Source organism: Microbacterium sp. JZ31 (assembly GCF_016805985.1).
Taxonomy (GTDB): Bacteria; Actinomycetota; Actinomycetes; order Actinomycetales; family Microbacteriaceae; genus Microbacterium.
In genome coordinates, this window is sequence record NZ_CP017661.1 from 1,314,650 (window position 1) to 1,330,503 (window position 15,854).

The window sequence follows — 15,854 nt, forward strand, 5'->3', positions numbered from 1 at the left end:
CGACGCGGAGCGCGCGTGTGCCCCCCAGCATAGCGCCGGGGAAATCGCCGGGAACGTGTCCCGGGACGCATCGTGACATCCGCGATCGCGTGTCCGGAGGCGGGCCGGTGACGGCCCGGTGACGCGATGCTCACGAGTGGGTGGTGCGCGTCGTGAGGTGGCGCGCATGCCCTAGAATCGGAAGGTCGTTCCCGAGGTCGCAGAGGAGAGCATCGCCATGTCGACGATCGCGCCGGAGACCTCGACGTCGACGGGTCTGGGTCGCAAGATCCGCGCCTACGTCGCGCTCACCAAGCCCCGCGTGCTCGAACTGCTGCTCGTCTCGACGGTGCCGGTGATGTTCCTCGCGGCCGACGGCATGCCGAACCTCTGGCTCGTGCTCGCCACGGTGATCGGCGGATCGCTGAGCGCGGGCTCCGCCGCCGCGTTCAACATGTACATCGACCGCGACATCGACGCTCATATGCAGCGCACGGAGAACCGGCCGATCGTGACGGGCGAGATCACCCCGCGGGCCGCGCTCGTGTTCGCGTGGACGCTCGCGATCGTCTCGACCGTGTGGTTCCTGCTGACCACGAACCTGCTGACCGCCGGGCTCTCTGCGACCGCGATCTTCTTCTACGTCGTGATCTACACGATGATCCTCAAGCGCCGCACCGAGCAGAACATCGTGTGGGGCGGCATCGCGGGCTGCTTCCCGGTGCTGATCGGCTGGGCCGCCGTCGCGAACTCCCTCGACTGGGCCCCGTTCATCCTGTTCGCGCTCGTGTTCCTGTGGACGCCGCCGCACTACTGGCCGCTGTCCATCAAGTACGCGGCCGACTACGCCAACACCGACGTGCCGATGCTCGGCGCGACGCGCGACGGCGTGCAGGTCGGCCTGCAGATCATCCTGTACGCGTGGGCGACCGTCGCGTGCTCGCTGCTGCTCATCCCGGTCGCGGGCATGGGGCTCGTCTACACGGTGTCGGCGCTCGTGTTCGGCGGCTGGTTCCTGTACGAGTCGCACCGTCTGTACAACCGCACGGTGCTGCAGGCCGCGGAGGGCCGCGGCCAGGCGCCGGGCCCGATGCGCGTGTTCCACGCCTCGATCACGTACCTCACGCTCGTCTTCCTCGCCGTCGCGATCGATCCGCTGCTGCCCTTCTGATGCCGGCCTCCGAGGGATCGGATCCGCAGGAGGCCCCGACCGGCCGGTGGTCGGCGTTCTGGGTCTGCGCGGGAGTCGCGGCGATCACGCTGCTCGATCTGAGCAAGGTCAACGTCGCGCTCCCCGCGATCGAGCACGCCTTCGACGTCGGGTCGACCGAGCTGCAGCTGGTGCTGTCTGGCTACGTGCTCGCGCTCGCGCTGCTGATGGTGCCGATGGGGCGCGTCGGCGACCAGCGGTCGCGGCGCACCCTGTTCGTCGTGGGGCTGTCGCTGTTCACACTCGCGAGCGCCGCGTGCGCGCTCGCGCCGAACGCCGCGGTGCTGATGCTTGGCCGGGTGGCGCAGGGCATCGCCGCGGGCATCCACATGCCGCAGGTGATGGGCCTGATCCAGCAGATGTTCCAGGGCCGCGACCGCGGCCGCGCGTTCGGCATGTTCGGCGCGACGATCGGCCTGGCCACCGCGCTCGGGCCGCTCGTCGGCGGCGTCACGATCGCGCTGGCGGGGGAGGACGCGGGCTGGCGCGCGCTGTTCTGGATGAACGTGCCGCTCTGCCTGATCGCGATCTTCTTCGCCCTGCGCCTGTTGCCCGGATCGCAGGGGACGGGCCGCCGGCTCGAGCTGGATCCGGTCGGCGTCGTGCTGTTCGGCGGTGCCGTGCTTTCGCTCATGCTGCCGTTCCTGTTCACGACCGGCTCGCCCGAGGATCCGCCCGCCCGGTGGTGGTCGCTCGCCGTGCTCGCCGTCCTGTCCGCGGCGCTGCTGCTGTGGGAGCGCCGCTATGAGGCGCGCGGCCGCGTGCCGCTGCTGCCGCTGCGGCTGTTCGGGCTGCCGTCGTTCCGCAACGGCGTGATGGTCGGCAGCGCCTACTTCATGGGCATGCCGGCGCTGTTCCTCATCACGACGCTGTACCTGCAGACCGGCCTGCACTTCACCGCGCTGAACGCCGCGCTCGTGACGATCGGCTTCGCGCTCGCGAGCGCGACGACATCCTGGCTCGGCGGCCGCCTCGTGGCGCGTCAGGGTCGTCGCCTCGTCGTGCTCGGCGTCGGCACGATGCTCGCGGCGATCATCGCGCTGGTGCTCGCCGCCGTCCTGGCGCCCCCCGCGCACGTCGGCTGGCTCATGGCGGTCGTCATGGTGATCGGCGGGCTCGGCGGCGGGTTCGTGGTGTCGCCCAACCAGACGCTGATGTACGCGGACGTCCCGGTCGCGCAGGCGGGGCTCGCGGGCTCCGTCGGACAGCTGGGGCAGCGGATGGGGACGGCGATCGGCATGGCGATCGCGCTGTCGCTGTTCTACGCGGCGATCTACCGCGAGCAGGGCACGACATCCGAGCTCGAGGTGTTCCATCACGCCTACGCGTACGGGATGGCGGCCGTGGCGGGATTCATCGCGATCGCGCTCGTCGCCGCTCTGGCGGACCTCGCTCGTCGTCGCCGCGTCGACGCGTAGGGTTCCCTTCCTCGCATCGCCCCGACGGCGTGCGGCGCCGGGCGGCGCCGCACGCACGAGTCAGGCGGTCGCCCCGGCGGGGACCTCGTCGCGCGAGGGCTCGTCGCCGCTCGCCTCGACCGGCGCCGCCGGCGACTCCACCGCGCCGGCGGGACGCGGCAGCAGCGACGCGGCCGCTGCCAGCGCGAGGGCGATCAGCAGCCCGAGGACGCCCGCGCCGGCGAACGCGGCGCCGAGCGTGACCCAGGCCTGGCCGGCGTACACCTCGATGCCCGTGGCGGTGCCGTCGAGCAGAGTCGTCGCCATCAGAGCGATGTTCGGGACGGTCAGCAGGATGCCCGCCGCGAGGCTCGCGATCGAGCCGAGCAGGAGCAGCCAGAACGGGATGCTGCGCACGAGTCGCGGGCGGCGGATCGGGCGGGGCTGGGCGTGAGACATGTTCCTCCTGGATCGGGCCGCGTCGTTCGCGGCCGGCGACGGCCCACGTTCCCCGTCGCGCCCTGGCGCGATCGATGCGCCCCCTATGGATCGCCTGTGCGCCGGTCGTCAACCCGCGCGGGCGGTCGGGGCGCGGGGTTAGCCTGGCGGCGGAAGGAGGGTCCATGTTCTCTTACGACCCCTATGCCGAGCTCGCGACGCTGCGCGACTTCGCGCCGCTCACGCTGATGAGCACCGACATCGCCCACGACCAGCCGCTCCCGAAAGCGCAGTGGTCCGAGAGCATGGGCGGATCCGACACGTCGCCGCAGCTGTCGTGGTCCGGCGCGCCCGAGGGGACGAAGTCCTTCGCGGTGTCGTGCTTCGATCCGGATGCGCCGACCGGATCGGGTTTCTGGCACTGGGCGGTCTACGACATCCCGGCCGACGTGACGTCGATCGCGACCGGCGAGACCCCCGCGGGCATCGTGCTGCCGAACGAGACCGCGGTCCGCGGCTACATCGGCGCCAGCCCTCCCGCCGGCACCGGCGTGCACCGCTACTTCTTCGTCGTGGACGCCCTCGACGTCGAGCACCTGGACCTGCCGGACGACGCGACGCCCGCGATCCTGGGATTCAACCGCCACTTCCACTCGCTCGCGCGCGGCATCCTCGTGCCGACCGCCACGAGCGACGAGTGAAGCCGCGCCTCTGCGTGGGCTGACGGCTCGAGCGCGGGGCGGCGTCAGCGCGAGGCGCCCTGCGCGGGGCGCTTGAGGCGCAGCACGACGACGGTGAACGCGGCGGCCGACAGGCCGGCGAGCACCATGTGGATGCCCACGAGCAGCTCGGGCAGCCCGTTGCGCGCCTGGATCACGCCGACGACGACCTGCACGGCGATCACCGCCAGCAGCGTCACGAGCCACGCCAGCGGACGCAGGCGCTTGAGCGCCGCCGCCGCGGTCAGCACCACCACGAGGGCCAGCAGGATGTAGCCAGGCCAGGAGTGCACGTGGGCGAGGACCGTGGCGTCGAAGCCCGTGCGCACGACGTTCGCGTCGCCCGAGTGCGGGCCGTTCGCCGTGGTCAGGACGCCCGCGAAGATCGTCACCGCGAGCGCGAGCGTCGTGACGTGCGTCAGGATCGCGAACCAGGCCGGCACGGCGCGCTCCCGCGGACCGGGCACGTCATAGGCGCGCACGAGGTACGCCGCGGTGAGGGTGACGAGCACGACCGAGCTCGCGTAGTGGAAGCCCACGATGAACGGGTTCAGCCCCGTGAGCACCGTGATGCCGCCCACGAGCCCCTGCGCGACCACGCCGATCAGCACGAGCCATGCGAGCACGAGCAGGTCGCGCCGCGCGGGAGCCGTGCGGACCGTCACGATCGCCGCCACGATGACCGCCACGAGCGCGACGGAGACGGCGACCACGAACGAGCGCGTGATCGCCAGGGCGAGGCCCGCGAGCACGACGCCGCCGAGCGCGAACCAGCCGGTGCGGATCAGCTCGCGCCGCGCCTTCACGTGCAGCATCGTCAGGACGAGCACGGCGAGGGCCAGGATGCCGACGACACCCGTCATGGTGCGGTTGCCGAACTCGATGAAGCCGTGGATGCCGAGCTCGGGCGTCGGGACGAGCGACTCCGGCGTGCACAGCGGCCACTCCGAGCAGCCGAGGCCCGAGCCGGTCAGGCGCACGGCGCCGCCGGTGCCGATGATGATGACCTCGGCGAGGAACGACAGCCATGCGACCACCCTCAGCAGTCGCCCCGGCCGCGCCGCGTGTGCTCCGGATGTCGGGGTCGACGGGGATGCGGTGGCGACGGACATGACGGTGAAGGCCTCCTGGCGGTACCCCGTGAGACAGGTCCGTGTTCGGCCCGGCGAGGGGGAGAACCTGTAGAATCGGGAATGCTGCGGATGCGCGCGAGGAGTCTCGCCGCGCCGCTCCAAGTCTAGGCGCGAGTTCTTCGCGCCTCATGTGAAAGGCCCACCACAGAGCCCCGCTCCGGGGCCCTGGAGCGGGTGACACCGTCTGAGGCCTGATGAGGAGAGTGTGACGCCATGTCCGATGTGCTGATCGACCGTCCCGAGCTCGAGGGTCTGGGGGTGTACGAGTTCGGCTGGCACGACCCGGATGCCGCCGGCGCGAGCGCCAAGCGCGGCCTCAACGAGGCCGTCGTGCGCGACATCTCGGCCCTCAAGAGCGAGCCGGAGTGGATGCTCAAGACCCGCCTCAAGGGTCTCGACCTGTTCGGCAAGAAGCCGATGCCGACCTGGGGCGCCGACCTCAGCGACATCGACTTCGAGAACATCAAGTACTTCGTGCGCTCGACGGAGAAGCAGGCGCAGTCCTGGGAGGACCTGCCCGAGGACATCCGCAACACATACGAGAAGCTCGGCATCCCGGAGGCGGAGCGCCAGCGCCTCGTGGCCGGCGTGGCCGCCCAGTACGAGTCGGAGGTCGTCTACCACCAGATCCGCGAGGACCTGGAGGCGCAGGGCGTCATCTTCATGGACACCGACACGGCCCTGCGCGAGCACCCCGAGTTCTTCGAGGAGTACTTCGGCACGGTGATCCCGGCGGGCGACAACAAGTTCGCGGCGCTGAACACGGCGGTCTGGTCGGGCGGCTCGTTCGTGTACGTCCCGAAGGGCGTGCACGTCGAGATCCCGCTGCAGGCGTACTTCCGCATCAACACCGAGAACATGGGCCAGTTCGAGCGGACGCTGATCATCGCGGACGAGGACTCGTACGTGCACTACATCGAGGGCTGCACCGCCCCGATCTACAAGAGCGACTCGCTGCACTCGGCCGTCGTCGAGATCATCGTGAAGAAGAACGCCCGCGTGCGCTACACGACGATCCAGAACTGGTCGAACAACGTCTACAACCTGGTCACCAAGCGCGCCGTGGCGCACGAGGGCGCGACCATGGAGTGGATCGACGGCAACATCGGCTCGAAGGTCACGATGAAGTACCCGTCGATCTTCCTGATGGGCGAGCACGCCAAGGGGGAGACGCTCTCGGTCGCGTTCGCGGGCCCCGGCCAGCACCAGGACGCCGGCGCCAAGATGATCCACATGGCGCCGTACACGCAGTCGTCGATCGTGTCGAAGTCGATCGCGCGCGGCGGCGGCCGCGCCGGCTACCGCGGCGAGGTCCGCGTCGACGCCAACGCGCACCACTCGGCCAACACGGTGCGCTGCGACGCGCTGCTCGTGGATACGATCTCGCGCTCGGACACCTACCCGGCGATCGACATCCGCGTCGACGACGTGCAGCTCGGTCACGAGGCGACGGTGTCGAAGGTCAGCGAGGAGCAGCTGTTCTACCTCATGTCGCGCGGCATGCCGGAGGACGAGGCCATGGCCATGATCGTGCGCGGCTTCATCGAGCCCATCGCGCGCGAGCTGCCCATGGAGTACGCCCTCGAGCTGAACAAGCTCATCGAGATGGGCATGGAAGGATCGGTCGGCTGATATGACGACGTCGACGACGGCGCAGCAGGCGCCTGAGGACACGCACGCCCACGTGGACCCCGCGGCGCAGGTCGCCGACACCAGCGCGCCGGTCACCGGCGTCCCGGTGCAGACCCGCTCGGAGCGCCTGCGATCGTTCGAGCCCGCCGACTTCGGCGTGCCGACCGGGCGCGAGGTCAACTGGAAGCACGCGCCGGTCGCGCGCCTCAAGCCGCTGTTCGCGGCGGCCGGGGCGAACGACGGTGTGACGGTCGAGGTCACGGCGGGCGCCGAGTACGTGGGCGCGCCGCTCAAGGCCGGCGAGGCGCCGCGCGGCGAGTTCTTCGTGCCCGAGGACCTGCCCGCGGCGATCGCCTGGCACGGTGCGACCGAGGCGCTGCACGTCCGCGTGCCGCGCGAGGCCGAGGTCGCCGAGCCGATCGAGATCCGGATCACGGGTCGGGGCGCCGACCGCCGCGCGGACGGCCACCTCGTGATCGAGGCTCTCGAGCACAGCAAGGCGACGGTCGTGCTGCGGCACAGCGGTGCCGCCCAGTACGCGCAGAACGTCGAGATCATCGCGCGCGACGGGTCCGACCTGACGGTCGTGACGGTGCAGCAGTGGAACGACGACGCCATCCACGCCGCGGCGCACCAGACCCGCGTCGACCGCGACGCCTCGGTGCGCCACATCGTCGTGAGCTTCGGCGGCGGCGTCGTGCGCGTGAACCCGAACCTCGAGCTCTCGGGCGCGGGCTCCAACGGTGAGATGTTCGGCCTCGCGTTCAGCGACTCGGGTCAGCACCTCGAGAGCCAGGTGTACCTGCACCACAAGGGCCCCGAGACCACGGGCGACGTCCTGTACAAGGGCGCGCTGCAGGGCGCGAGCGCCCGCACCGTGTGGATCGGCGACGTCCTGATCGGCCCCGACGCGACCGGCACCGACTCGTACGAGGCGAACCGCAACCTCGTGCTCACCAACGGCGCGCGCGCGGATTCGATCCCGAACCTGGAGATCCAGACGGGCGACATCAAGGGCGCCGGTCACGCGTCGGCGACCGGTCGCTTCGACGACGAGCAGCTGTTCTACCTGCAGGCCCGCGGCATCTCGGAGGACGAGGCGCGCCGGCTCGTGGTGCTCGGCTTCCTGTCGGAGACCGTGCAGAAGATCGGCATCCCCGCCCTCGAGGAGGAGCTCACCGCGCTCATCGAGAAGGAGCTCGCCGAGGGAGCAGGCCCGATCGGAGCCGGCGCGTGAGCGCCGCGCGCGTCTGCGCACTGAGCGATCTCGAGCAGGACACTCCGCTCAAGGTCGAGGTCGACGGCGTCGCGATCGCCGTCGTGCTCGACTCGGCAGGAGAGGTGCACGCCATCGGCGACACCTGCACGCACGGCGACATCTCCCTGTCCGAGGGCTTCGTCGAGGGCGAGACGCTCGAATGCTGGGCCCACGGCTCCGCGTTCTCGCTGCGCACCGGCAAGCCCCTCAACCTCCCCGCTTACGAGCCCGTCCCCGTGTTCACCGTCCAGATCGACGGCGACGACGTGCTCATCGACCCCACCCTGAAGAAGGAAGTCTGAAATGTCCGTTCTCGAGATCCGCGACCTGCACGTCACGGTCGAAACCGACGAAGGCATCATCCCGATCCTGAACGGGGTGAACCTCACGGTGCGCTCCGGTGAGACGCACGCCATCATGGGCCCGAACGGCTCGGGCAAGTCGACGCTCGCCTCCACGATCGCCGGCCACCCCAAGTACACCGTCACGGGCGGCACCATCACGTTCGACGGCGAGGATGTCCTCGAGATGGCCGTCGACGAGCGCGCTCGCGCGGGCCTGTTCCTCGCGATGCAGTACCCGGTCGAGATCCCGGGCGTCACGGTGACCAACTTCCTCCGCACCGCCAAGACCGCGATCGACGGCGAGGCCCCCTCGCTGCGGACGTGGACCAAGGAGGTCAAGGAGGGCATGAAGAACCTGCGCATGGACAGCAAGTTCGCCCAGCGCAACGTCAACGAGGGCTTCTCGGGCGGCGAGAAGAAGCGCCATGAGATCCTCCAGCTCGAGCTGCTGAAGCCGAAGCTCGCCATCCTCGACGAGACCGACTCGGGGCTCGACGTCGACGCGCTCAAGATCGTGTCGGAGGGCGTCAACCGCGCGAAGGAGAACACCGGCCTGGGTGTCCTGCTGATCACGCACTACACGCGCATCCTGCGGTACATCAAGCCGGACTTCGTGCACGTGATGGTCGGCGGCCGCATCGCGGAGGAGGGCGGCCCCGAGCTCGCCGAGCGTCTCGAGAACGAGGGCTACGCGGCCTACCTGCCCGCCGACGCCCCGCTCGAGGCGTAGGATCGCCGCCATGAGCGCGACCCTCACGCCCGAGAAGTACGACGAGGTCACCGAGGCCCTCAAGGACGTCATGGACCCCGAGCTCGGGGTCAACGTCGTCGACCTCGGACTCATCTACGACCTCGCGTGGGACGAGGAGAACGACGCCCTCATCATCCACATGACGCTCACGAGCGCCGGCTGCCCGCTGACCGACGTGCTCGAGGAGCAGACGGCGCAGGCGCTGGACAACGTGGTGGAGCGATTCCGCATCAACTGGGTCTGGATGCCGCCGTGGGGTCCCGAGCGGATCACGGACGACGGCCGCGACATGATGCGCGCGCTCGGCTTCGCGATCTAGCCGGCAGACGGTGAACGACAGGCCCGGGGGAGACCCCGGGCCTGTCGTCGTCCGACCCGGGGTTAGGCTCGATCGAGTGAGCATCACCCCGCTGGACGCCCTGCCCCTCGATCGGCTCCGGCAGCGGAGCAGCGCGAAGTGGCGGACGTATCCGGAGGACGTGCTCCCGCTGTTCGTCGCCGAGACCGACTTCCCGCTCGCGCCGCCGATCTCCGAAGCGCTGCAGGCCGCGCTGGCGCTCGGCGACACGGGCTACGTCGGGCCCCGGAACCGCCTTCCCGCGGCCTTCGCGGACTTCGCGGCGCGGCGGTACGGATGGACGATCGATGCGTCGCGCGTGCGCACGACCTGCGACGTGATGATGGGGATCTCCGAGCTGCTGCGGGCGCTCACGGACCCGGGCGACCGCGTCGTCGTGACGCCGCCCGTGTACCCGCCCTTCTTCTCGGTCAACGAGCAGGAGTCCCGCACGATCGCCGAGCGGGTTCCGCTGATCGCCGAGACCGGCGGATGGCGCCTCGACCTCGAGGGGATCGACGCCGCGTTCGCCCGCGGCGCGAAGGTCATGCTGCTGTGCAACCCGCACAATCCGACCGGCACCGTGCACGCGCGCGAGACGCTCGCCGAGCTCGCCCGGATCGCCGAGCGGCACGGCGCCTGGGTCATCAGCGACGAGATCCACGCGCCCATGACCATGCCGGACGCGACCTTCACGCCGTTCCTGGACGCCGCGCCCGAGGCGGCGGAGATCGGCTTCGCGCTCTCGAGCGCCAGCAAGGCGTTCAACCTCGCGGGACTGAAGTGCGCGTTCATCCTGACCGCGGCGGCCGAGCCGGCTCGCATCGTGCGCTCGCTGCCGGACGAGGTCGAGTGGCGCACCTCCCTGTTCGGTCTCATCGCGACCGTCGCCGCGTTCGACGACGGTGACGCCTGGCTCGACGCATTGATCGCGCGTCTCGACCTGAACCGGCACCTGCTGCACGACCTGCTCGCTGAGCACGTGCCGGGCGCCCGCTACCTGCCCGGGCAGGCCGGCTACCTCGGCTGGGTCGACCTCTCCGCGCTCGGCTGGGGCGACGACCCGGCCGTGAAGATCCGCCGCGAGGCGCGCGTCGCGCTGCACCTGGGGCCGATGTTCGGCGACGAGGGGCGCGGCCACGTGCGGATCAACTACGGCACGGGTCCGGAGATCCTGACCGAGGCCATGACGCGCATCGGCGCGCTCGTCGGCTCCGGCGCGTCGGGCGAGGGCAGCGGGGCGAAGTGACCGATCCGCTGAGCGCCGACCCGCGCGGCTTCACGGGGCCCGTGCCGACCGTCCCGCCCTCCGAGCCGGGCGTCGCCTCGTTGTGGGATCCGCGGGTGGTGTGGGTGACCGCGGGATCCGTGTCGCTGATCTTCCTCTCCGCGCTCACGTCCCTCGCGCTGACCACCGTCATGCCGATCGTGAGCGCCGACCTGTCGGGAGAGGCGCTGTACGCGCTCGCGTTCTCGGGCACGCTCGCGACCGGCGTGATCGGCATGGTCGCCTCGGGCGCGTGGTCGGACCGCGCGGGGCCGGTCGCGCCGCTGACGACCGCCGTGCTGCTGTTCGTCGCGGGGCTCGCGCTCGACGCCGCCGCGCCGACGATGGAGATCCTCGTGCTCGGCCGCCTCATCACGGGCCTGGGCTCCGGCGCGCAGGTGGTGGCGCTGTACGTGGTCGTCGCGCGCGTCTACCCGCCGGCGCTGCACGGTCGCGTCATGGCGATGTTCTCGGCGGCGTGGGTCGTGCCCTCGCTCGTGGGGCCGTTCCTCGCCGGGATCGTGACCGAGCATCTGCACTGGCGCTGGGTGTTCGGTGCGCTGGCCGCGCTCACGGTTGTGGCGTACGCGATGATCCTGCCGCGCGTGCGGCATCTCTCGTCCGCGTCGGAGCACCCGCGAGAGGCCGGCGTCGGACGCCGACTGCTGTTCGCCGTCGTGGTCGCGGTCGCCGCGCTCGCGCTCGGCACGACGGGCGAACTCGCCGAGTCGATCACCCCCGCGCTCGGCTGGACGATCGCGGTCGCGGCGCTCGCGGTGATCGGCTTCGCGATCCTGCCCCTGCTGCCGCGGCGCACCCTGCGGCTGGGCGCGGGGCTGCCGAGTGTCATCCTGATGCGCGGTCTGATCGCCGGCGCGCTGTTCGGCGCCGAGGTGTACGTGCCGTACCTGCTGATCGACCGCTTCGGGTTCTCGCCGACGTGGGCGGGGCTGGGTCTGACGGCCGCTGCTCTCGCGTGGGCGCTCAGCGCACAGGTGTCGGGACGTCACGGCGATCGCATCGGGAACACCCGCATCGCGGTGATCGGCGTCGTGCTGCTCGCGATCGCGGCCATCGCGTGCGCGCTCACCCCGGTGCTCGCGCTGCCGGCGGCCGCTCCGATCCTGCTGTGGTCGTTCGCGGGATTCGGGATGGGCCTGATGTACCCGCGGCTCACGGTGCTGACGCTCGCCTACTCGAGCCGCGCGAACGAGGGGTTCAACTCGTCGGCGCTGCAGATCAGCGACTCGGTCGGCGCCTCCGCGACCATCGCCGTGATGGGGCTCGCCTTCACGTCGCTGTCCGGAACCGGTGCGGCGTTCGCCGTCGTGTTCGCGATCGCCGCGGCCCTCGCCGTGCTCGCGCTGGCTCCGGGCGTTCGTCTGGGACACGCACACGAAAGGTAAGGCTCACCTAACGTACACTTGGTGCTCGTGACCGAACTCGCCCCGCCGCCAGTCCGTCCCGCGTACCGGCCGTACCGCGCCGTCGTCCAGCGCGTGGAGCGCCTCTCCCCGCACTTCGCGCGGCTGACGTTCTCCAGTCCCGAGTTCGAGCACTTCGGCACCGCGGGGCTGGATCAGCGGATCAAGCTGATCCTCCCGTTCGCGGACGGATCGCTGTGCGACATCGGACAGGACGATGAGGAGCGGCACGGGGACTGGTACGACATCTGGCGCGGTCTGCCCGATGCCGTGCGCAACCCGTTCCGCACCTACACGGTGCGGCGGATCGATCCGCGGGCGCGCGAGCTCACCGTCGACTTCGTCGTGCACCACGACGCCGGGCCGGCGGGCACGTGGGCGGAGAATGCCCGTGGCGGCGAGGAGCTCGTGATCGTCGGTCCCGACGAGCGCAGCCCGCACGCGCGCGGCGGCATCGACTGGCGTCCGCTGCACGCGTCGCGCGTGCTGCTCGTGGGCGACGAGACCGCGGTGCCGGCGATCGGCGGCATCCTGGACGGCCTCCCGCACGGCGTGACGGCCGACGTGTTCATCGAGGTGCCGTGCGCCGCCGACGCGGGCGTGATCGAGCCGCACGCGCAGGCGGACATCCGCTGGATCTCCCGCGAGCGGGAGGGGCTGCCCGAGCGGGAGCACGGCGAGGGCCTGATCGAGGCCGTCACGGCATGGGCCCGCGAGCACGGCGAGGTCCTGGCGCTCGCCGCCGCGCCCCGTCCGCAGGAGCTCGCCGACGTGGACGTCGACGTCGAGATGCTGTGGGACAGCCCCGAGCCGATCGAGGGCGAGTTCTACGCCTGGATCGCCGGCGAGGCGGCGACGATCAAGATCCTGCGCCGCCTGCTCGTGTCGGGCCACGGCGTCGACCGCCGGCGCGTGGCCTTCATGGGCTACTGGCGCCGCGGGGTCGCCGAGCGCACGGGCTGAGTCAGGATCCGGCCGGGATGCCGGCGAGGATCATCCGCACGCCCGCCGCGAAGTCGGCCGAGGTCTGGGCGACGACCTCGGCCTCGCCCTGCGGGTAGGCGCCGAAGCGCGCGGCCTGGATGCGCTGCTGCACGAGCGACGCGTGGCCGAGGATGAACTGCAGCAGCACGGTCGCCGCGCTGCCGTCGGCCCCGAGCGCGGCGGCGAGGCGCGCCCGCGCGGCGTCCGAGCCCAGGCCCAGCGCCTGCGTGCTGAGTACGATCTCCGCACCGTCACGGTGCGAGAACAGGGCGTCGCGCAGCGCGAACGCGAGGCCGGTGACGCGGGCGTCTCCGCTGCTCGCGTCCGGCACGTCGGCGGCGGCAGCGACGATCCGGTCGGCGACGTCGGCGAGGAGCGACTGCTTGTTCTCGAAGTGCCAGTAGAGGGCGCTCGGCTGCACCCCGAGCGCCGCCGCCAGGCGCCGCATCGAGAGATCGGGCAGACCGGTCTCCTCGAGGAGGGCGAGCGCCGTGTCGACGATGCCGTCGCGCGTGTGGCGCTCCGTGACGCGGCGGGTGTCACGGAGGTCCATGCGGAACACTATAGTGAACGGTGTTCAGGTGAACAGTGTTCAGGAGGATCCCGTGACCCCATCCCGCCGCTTCGAAGCGCGCGATCTCGCCCGCATCGCGATCTTCGCCGCGATCATCGTCGTGCTCGGCGTCGCGGGCGAGATCCCGCTGCCGACCGGAGTGCCGCTCACGCTGCAGACCCTCGGCGTGATGCTCGCCGGCATCGCGCTGGGCCCGCTGCGGGGCGTCGCCGCCGTGCTCGTCGTGGTCGTGCTGGCAGGCGTCGGCCTGCCGGTGCTGTCCGGTGGCTCCGGAGGTCTCGGGGTGTTCGTCGGCCCGACCGCCGGATACCTCCTCGGGTGGATCCCCGGCGTGGTCGTCACCGGGCTCATCGCGCGCTCGAGCCGGGCAGGCCTCGACGCGTGGCGCGTGGCGCTCGGGGCGGTCGTGGGCGGCATCGCGGTCGTCTACGCGCTGGGAATCCCCGGCGTGTCCCTCGTCACCGGGATCCCGCTGGCGGACTCCGCGCTGTCGAGCCTCGTCTTCGTGCCGGGCGACCTGATCAAGGCCGCGGTGGCGACGCTGCTGGCGCTCGCGCTGTGGCGGGCCTACCCGCCGGCGTTCGCCTTCGCGCCGACCTCGCGCCCTGCGGAGCGCGAACTCGCCGGGCGATGAACGGGCGGCCGGACGCGGCCTCGTCCCGGGGCGTGATCGAGCTCGACGGCGTCTCGGTCGAGCTCGGCGGCGCGTCGGTGCTGCGCGACGTGTCCGTGCGCCTCGATCAGCGGCGGATCGCGGTCATCGGGGCGAACGGATCGGGCAAGTCGACGTTCGCGCGGCTGCTGAACGGGCTGGTGGCGCCCAGCGCCGGCCGGATCACCGTTCACGGCCTCGACGCGCGGCGGGACGCCAAGCGGATCCGCGAGCGCGTGGGATTCGTCTTCACGAACCCCGACGCGCAGATCCTGATGCCCACAGTCGCGGAGGACGTCGCGCTGTCGCTCCGCGGTTCCGGCATGTCCCGCGCGGAGGTGACGTCGCGGGTGTCCGCGGCTCTCGAGCGCTACGGGCTCGGGCATCGTGCGGACCAGCCCGCCTACAGCCTGTCCGGCGGGCAGAAGCAGCTGCTGGCGCTGGTCTCGGTGCTGATCCGCGAGCCTGCGCTCGTGGTGGCGGACGAGCCCACCACGCTGCTGGATCTCGGAAACGCGCGACGGATCGGCGACCTGCTGCTGCAGGAGACGGCGGCGCAGATGATGCTCGTGACGCACGATCTCGAGCTGGCCGCACGCTGCGACGTCGCGGTGCGCTTCGCGGACGGACGGCTCACCGAGGTGGGCGACCCGGCCGAGCTGATCGATCGCTACCGCGCCGAGTTCACCGAGGTGCCGGACCCCGACGGGGCGTCGTGATCTCCCTCTACCGCCCGGGGACGAGTCCGCTGCACCGCACGCCCGCCGGCGTGAAGCTGATCGGGCTCGCGGTGCTCGCGCTCGCCATCTCGCTCGGCGCGCGGACGCCGCTGCTGGCGGCGGGCGCGATGCTGCTCGTCCTGATCGCCTTCGCGGGCGGCGGCTTCGGTGCCGCGACCTTCCTGCGGCAGCTGTGGGCGACGCGCTGGATCGCGGTGTTCGTCGCGGCGACGCAGCTGATCTTCCTGTCCCCGGCCGACGCCGTGGTCAACACGACGCGCGTCGTCTCGGTCGTCATGCTCGCGGGCCTGCTCACGCTGACCACGCGCACGGCCGACCTCCTCGACGCGCTGCAGCGCGCGCTGTCGCCGTTGCGGCGGATCGGGGTCGACCCGTGGCGCGTCGGCTTCACGCTCACGCTCACGATCGCGCTCGTGCCGGTCGTCGCCGACTTCGCCGCCCGCATCCGTGACGCCCAGCGCGCCCGCGGCGTCCGGCTCGGCCCGCGCGCGATCGTGACGCTGCTCGTGATGTCGCTGCGCCACGCCGACGACGTTGCGGACGCGCTCAGCGCACGGGGCATCGCGTGATCCGCGTCGGGTCGCACACGGTGCGCGGTGCGGTGGTCGACGCGCAGACGCGCTGCGCGCACTGGGCCGGTCCGCACGACGTCCTCGCCATCCTGTTCCCCTGCTGCGGGCGCTGGTATCCGTGCCACGCGTGCCACGAGGAGGAGGCGGATCACCCCGCGCGGCGCTGGCCGGCGGGCGTGCGCGAGCCGCAGGCCCTGCTGTGCGGCGTGTGCGGCGAAACGTCGTCGATCGCCGAGTACCTCGACGCCTCCGCGTGCGCACGCTGCGGCGGCGCCTTCAATCCCCGCTGCAGCCTGCATCACCACCTCTACTTCGCTCCGCAACGGTAGGCCGCCGGGGCGGTCGTCCCGCGCGTGAGGAAGCGTGCTCGGGATGGGCCCAGGCCGCGCCTCCTATACTGGGAGGCTGGTCCCTCCCGATCCGGATTCCGGAGCCAGAACCCC

The 15,854-nt window shown here is 71.5% G+C and carries 18 protein-coding genes; 15 read left to right on the forward strand and 3 right to left on the reverse strand.

Features of this window, described 5'->3' with window-relative positions:
• Positions 1-217 precede the first annotated feature (217 nt).
• The gene (locus BJP60_RS06190) at positions 218-1,150 is read left to right on the forward strand and encodes a heme o synthase (RefSeq protein WP_203138310.1); all 933 of its coding nucleotides are present in this window, start codon (positions 218-220) and stop codon (positions 1,148-1,150) included.
• Positions 1,150-2,607, forward strand: coding sequence for an MFS transporter (locus tag BJP60_RS06195; protein WP_203138311.1), 1,458 nt, complete (start codon positions 1,150-1,152; stop codon positions 2,605-2,607). The genes BJP60_RS06190 and BJP60_RS06195 overlap by 1 nt, the downstream gene beginning before the upstream one ends.
• Positions 2,608-2,667: 60 nt before the next feature.
• On the opposite strand, the gene BJP60_RS06200 is transcribed toward BJP60_RS06195, so the two are convergent.
• Positions 2,668-3,045 (reverse strand): dinucleotide-utilizing enzyme, encoded by a 378-nt coding sequence (locus BJP60_RS06200; protein ID WP_203138312.1) that lies wholly within the window; start codon positions 3,043-3,045, stop codon positions 2,668-2,670.
• Between the two features lie 164 nt (positions 3,046-3,209).
• Between BJP60_RS06200 and BJP60_RS06205 the strand changes: the two genes are divergently transcribed.
• Positions 3,210-3,725 (forward strand): YbhB/YbcL family Raf kinase inhibitor-like protein, encoded by a 516-nt coding sequence (locus BJP60_RS06205; RefSeq protein ID WP_203138314.1) that lies wholly within the window; start codon positions 3,210-3,212, stop codon positions 3,723-3,725.
• Positions 3,726-3,769: 44 nt separating this feature from the next.
• On the opposite strand, the gene BJP60_RS06210 is transcribed toward BJP60_RS06205, so the two are convergent.
• On the reverse strand, positions 3,770-4,855 hold the full coding sequence (locus BJP60_RS06210; RefSeq protein ID WP_203138316.1) for a COX15/CtaA family protein: 1,086 nt from the start codon (positions 4,853-4,855) through the stop codon (positions 3,770-3,772).
• Positions 4,856-5,089: 234 nt separating this feature from the next.
• On the opposite strand from BJP60_RS06210, the gene sufB reads away from it, so the two are divergent.
• The 8 genes from sufB (at position 5,090) to BJP60_RS06250 (ending at position 12,852) form a co-directional block, all read left to right on the forward strand.
• Positions 5,090-6,508 (forward strand): Fe-S cluster assembly protein SufB, encoded by a 1,419-nt coding sequence (gene sufB / locus BJP60_RS06215; RefSeq protein WP_203138318.1) that lies wholly within the window; start codon positions 5,090-5,092, stop codon positions 6,506-6,508.
• Position 6,509: 1 nt separating this feature from the next.
• Positions 6,510-7,745: a Fe-S cluster assembly protein SufD gene (gene sufD, locus BJP60_RS06220; protein ID WP_203138320.1), complete on the forward strand. Its 1,236-nt coding sequence runs from the start codon at positions 6,510-6,512 to the stop codon at positions 7,743-7,745.
• The gene (locus BJP60_RS06225) at positions 7,742-8,068 is read left to right on the forward strand and encodes a non-heme iron oxygenase ferredoxin subunit (RefSeq protein ID WP_203138322.1); all 327 of its coding nucleotides are present in this window, start codon (positions 7,742-7,744) and stop codon (positions 8,066-8,068) included. The genes sufD and BJP60_RS06225 overlap by 4 nt, the downstream gene beginning before the upstream one ends.
• 1 nt (position 8,069) lies before the next feature.
• Entirely contained in the window at positions 8,070-8,840 is a 771-nt protein-coding gene (gene sufC, locus BJP60_RS06230) for a Fe-S cluster assembly ATPase SufC (protein WP_203138324.1), read from the forward strand.
• A gap of 10 nt (positions 8,841-8,850) precedes the next feature.
• Positions 8,851-9,180 carry a metal-sulfur cluster assembly factor gene (locus BJP60_RS06235; protein ID WP_203138326.1) on the forward strand — a complete coding sequence of 110 codons (330 nt, stop codon included), beginning with the start codon at positions 8,851-8,853 and terminating at the stop codon, positions 9,178-9,180.
• A gap of 76 nt (positions 9,181-9,256) precedes the next feature.
• Positions 9,257-10,447: a MalY/PatB family protein gene (locus BJP60_RS06240; protein ID WP_203138332.1), complete on the forward strand. Its 1,191-nt coding sequence runs from the start codon at positions 9,257-9,259 to the stop codon at positions 10,445-10,447.
• Positions 10,444-11,871 (forward strand): MFS transporter, encoded by a 1,428-nt coding sequence (locus tag BJP60_RS06245; RefSeq protein ID WP_238439596.1) that lies wholly within the window; start codon positions 10,444-10,446, stop codon positions 11,869-11,871. Before BJP60_RS06240 ends, BJP60_RS06245 begins: the two co-directional genes overlap by 4 nt.
• A 27-nt stretch (positions 11,872-11,898) precedes the next feature.
• Entirely contained in the window at positions 11,899-12,852 is a 954-nt protein-coding gene (locus tag BJP60_RS06250) for a siderophore-interacting protein (RefSeq protein WP_203138333.1), read from the forward strand.
• 1 nt (position 12,853) lies between these two features.
• Here BJP60_RS06250 and BJP60_RS06255 read toward each other — a convergent pair whose 3' ends face one another.
• Positions 12,854-13,426 carry a TetR family transcriptional regulator gene (locus tag BJP60_RS06255; RefSeq protein ID WP_203138334.1) on the reverse strand — a complete coding sequence of 191 codons (573 nt, stop codon included), beginning with the start codon at positions 13,424-13,426 and terminating at the stop codon, positions 12,854-12,856.
• A gap of 52 nt (positions 13,427-13,478) precedes the next feature.
• Between BJP60_RS06255 and BJP60_RS06260 the strand changes: the two genes are divergently transcribed.
• From BJP60_RS06260 to BJP60_RS06275, 4 genes are read left to right on the forward strand one after another with little or no spacing between them, the layout of a single operon-like run.
• Entirely contained in the window at positions 13,479-14,081 is a 603-nt protein-coding gene (locus tag BJP60_RS06260) for a biotin transporter BioY (protein ID WP_238439597.1), read from the forward strand.
• Entirely contained in the window at positions 14,078-14,818 is a 741-nt protein-coding gene (locus BJP60_RS06265) for an energy-coupling factor ABC transporter ATP-binding protein (RefSeq protein WP_203138344.1), read from the forward strand. The genes BJP60_RS06260 and BJP60_RS06265 overlap by 4 nt, the downstream gene beginning before the upstream one ends.
• Positions 14,815-15,408 (forward strand): energy-coupling factor transporter transmembrane component T family protein, encoded by a 594-nt coding sequence (locus BJP60_RS06270; RefSeq protein WP_203138345.1) that lies wholly within the window; start codon positions 14,815-14,817, stop codon positions 15,406-15,408. The genes BJP60_RS06265 and BJP60_RS06270 overlap by 4 nt, the downstream gene beginning before the upstream one ends.
• Positions 15,405-15,740 carry a CHY zinc finger protein gene (locus BJP60_RS06275; RefSeq protein WP_238439598.1) on the forward strand — a complete coding sequence of 112 codons (336 nt, stop codon included), beginning with the start codon at positions 15,405-15,407 and terminating at the stop codon, positions 15,738-15,740. The genes BJP60_RS06270 and BJP60_RS06275 overlap by 4 nt, the downstream gene beginning before the upstream one ends.
• Positions 15,741-15,854: the final 114 nt, after the last annotated feature.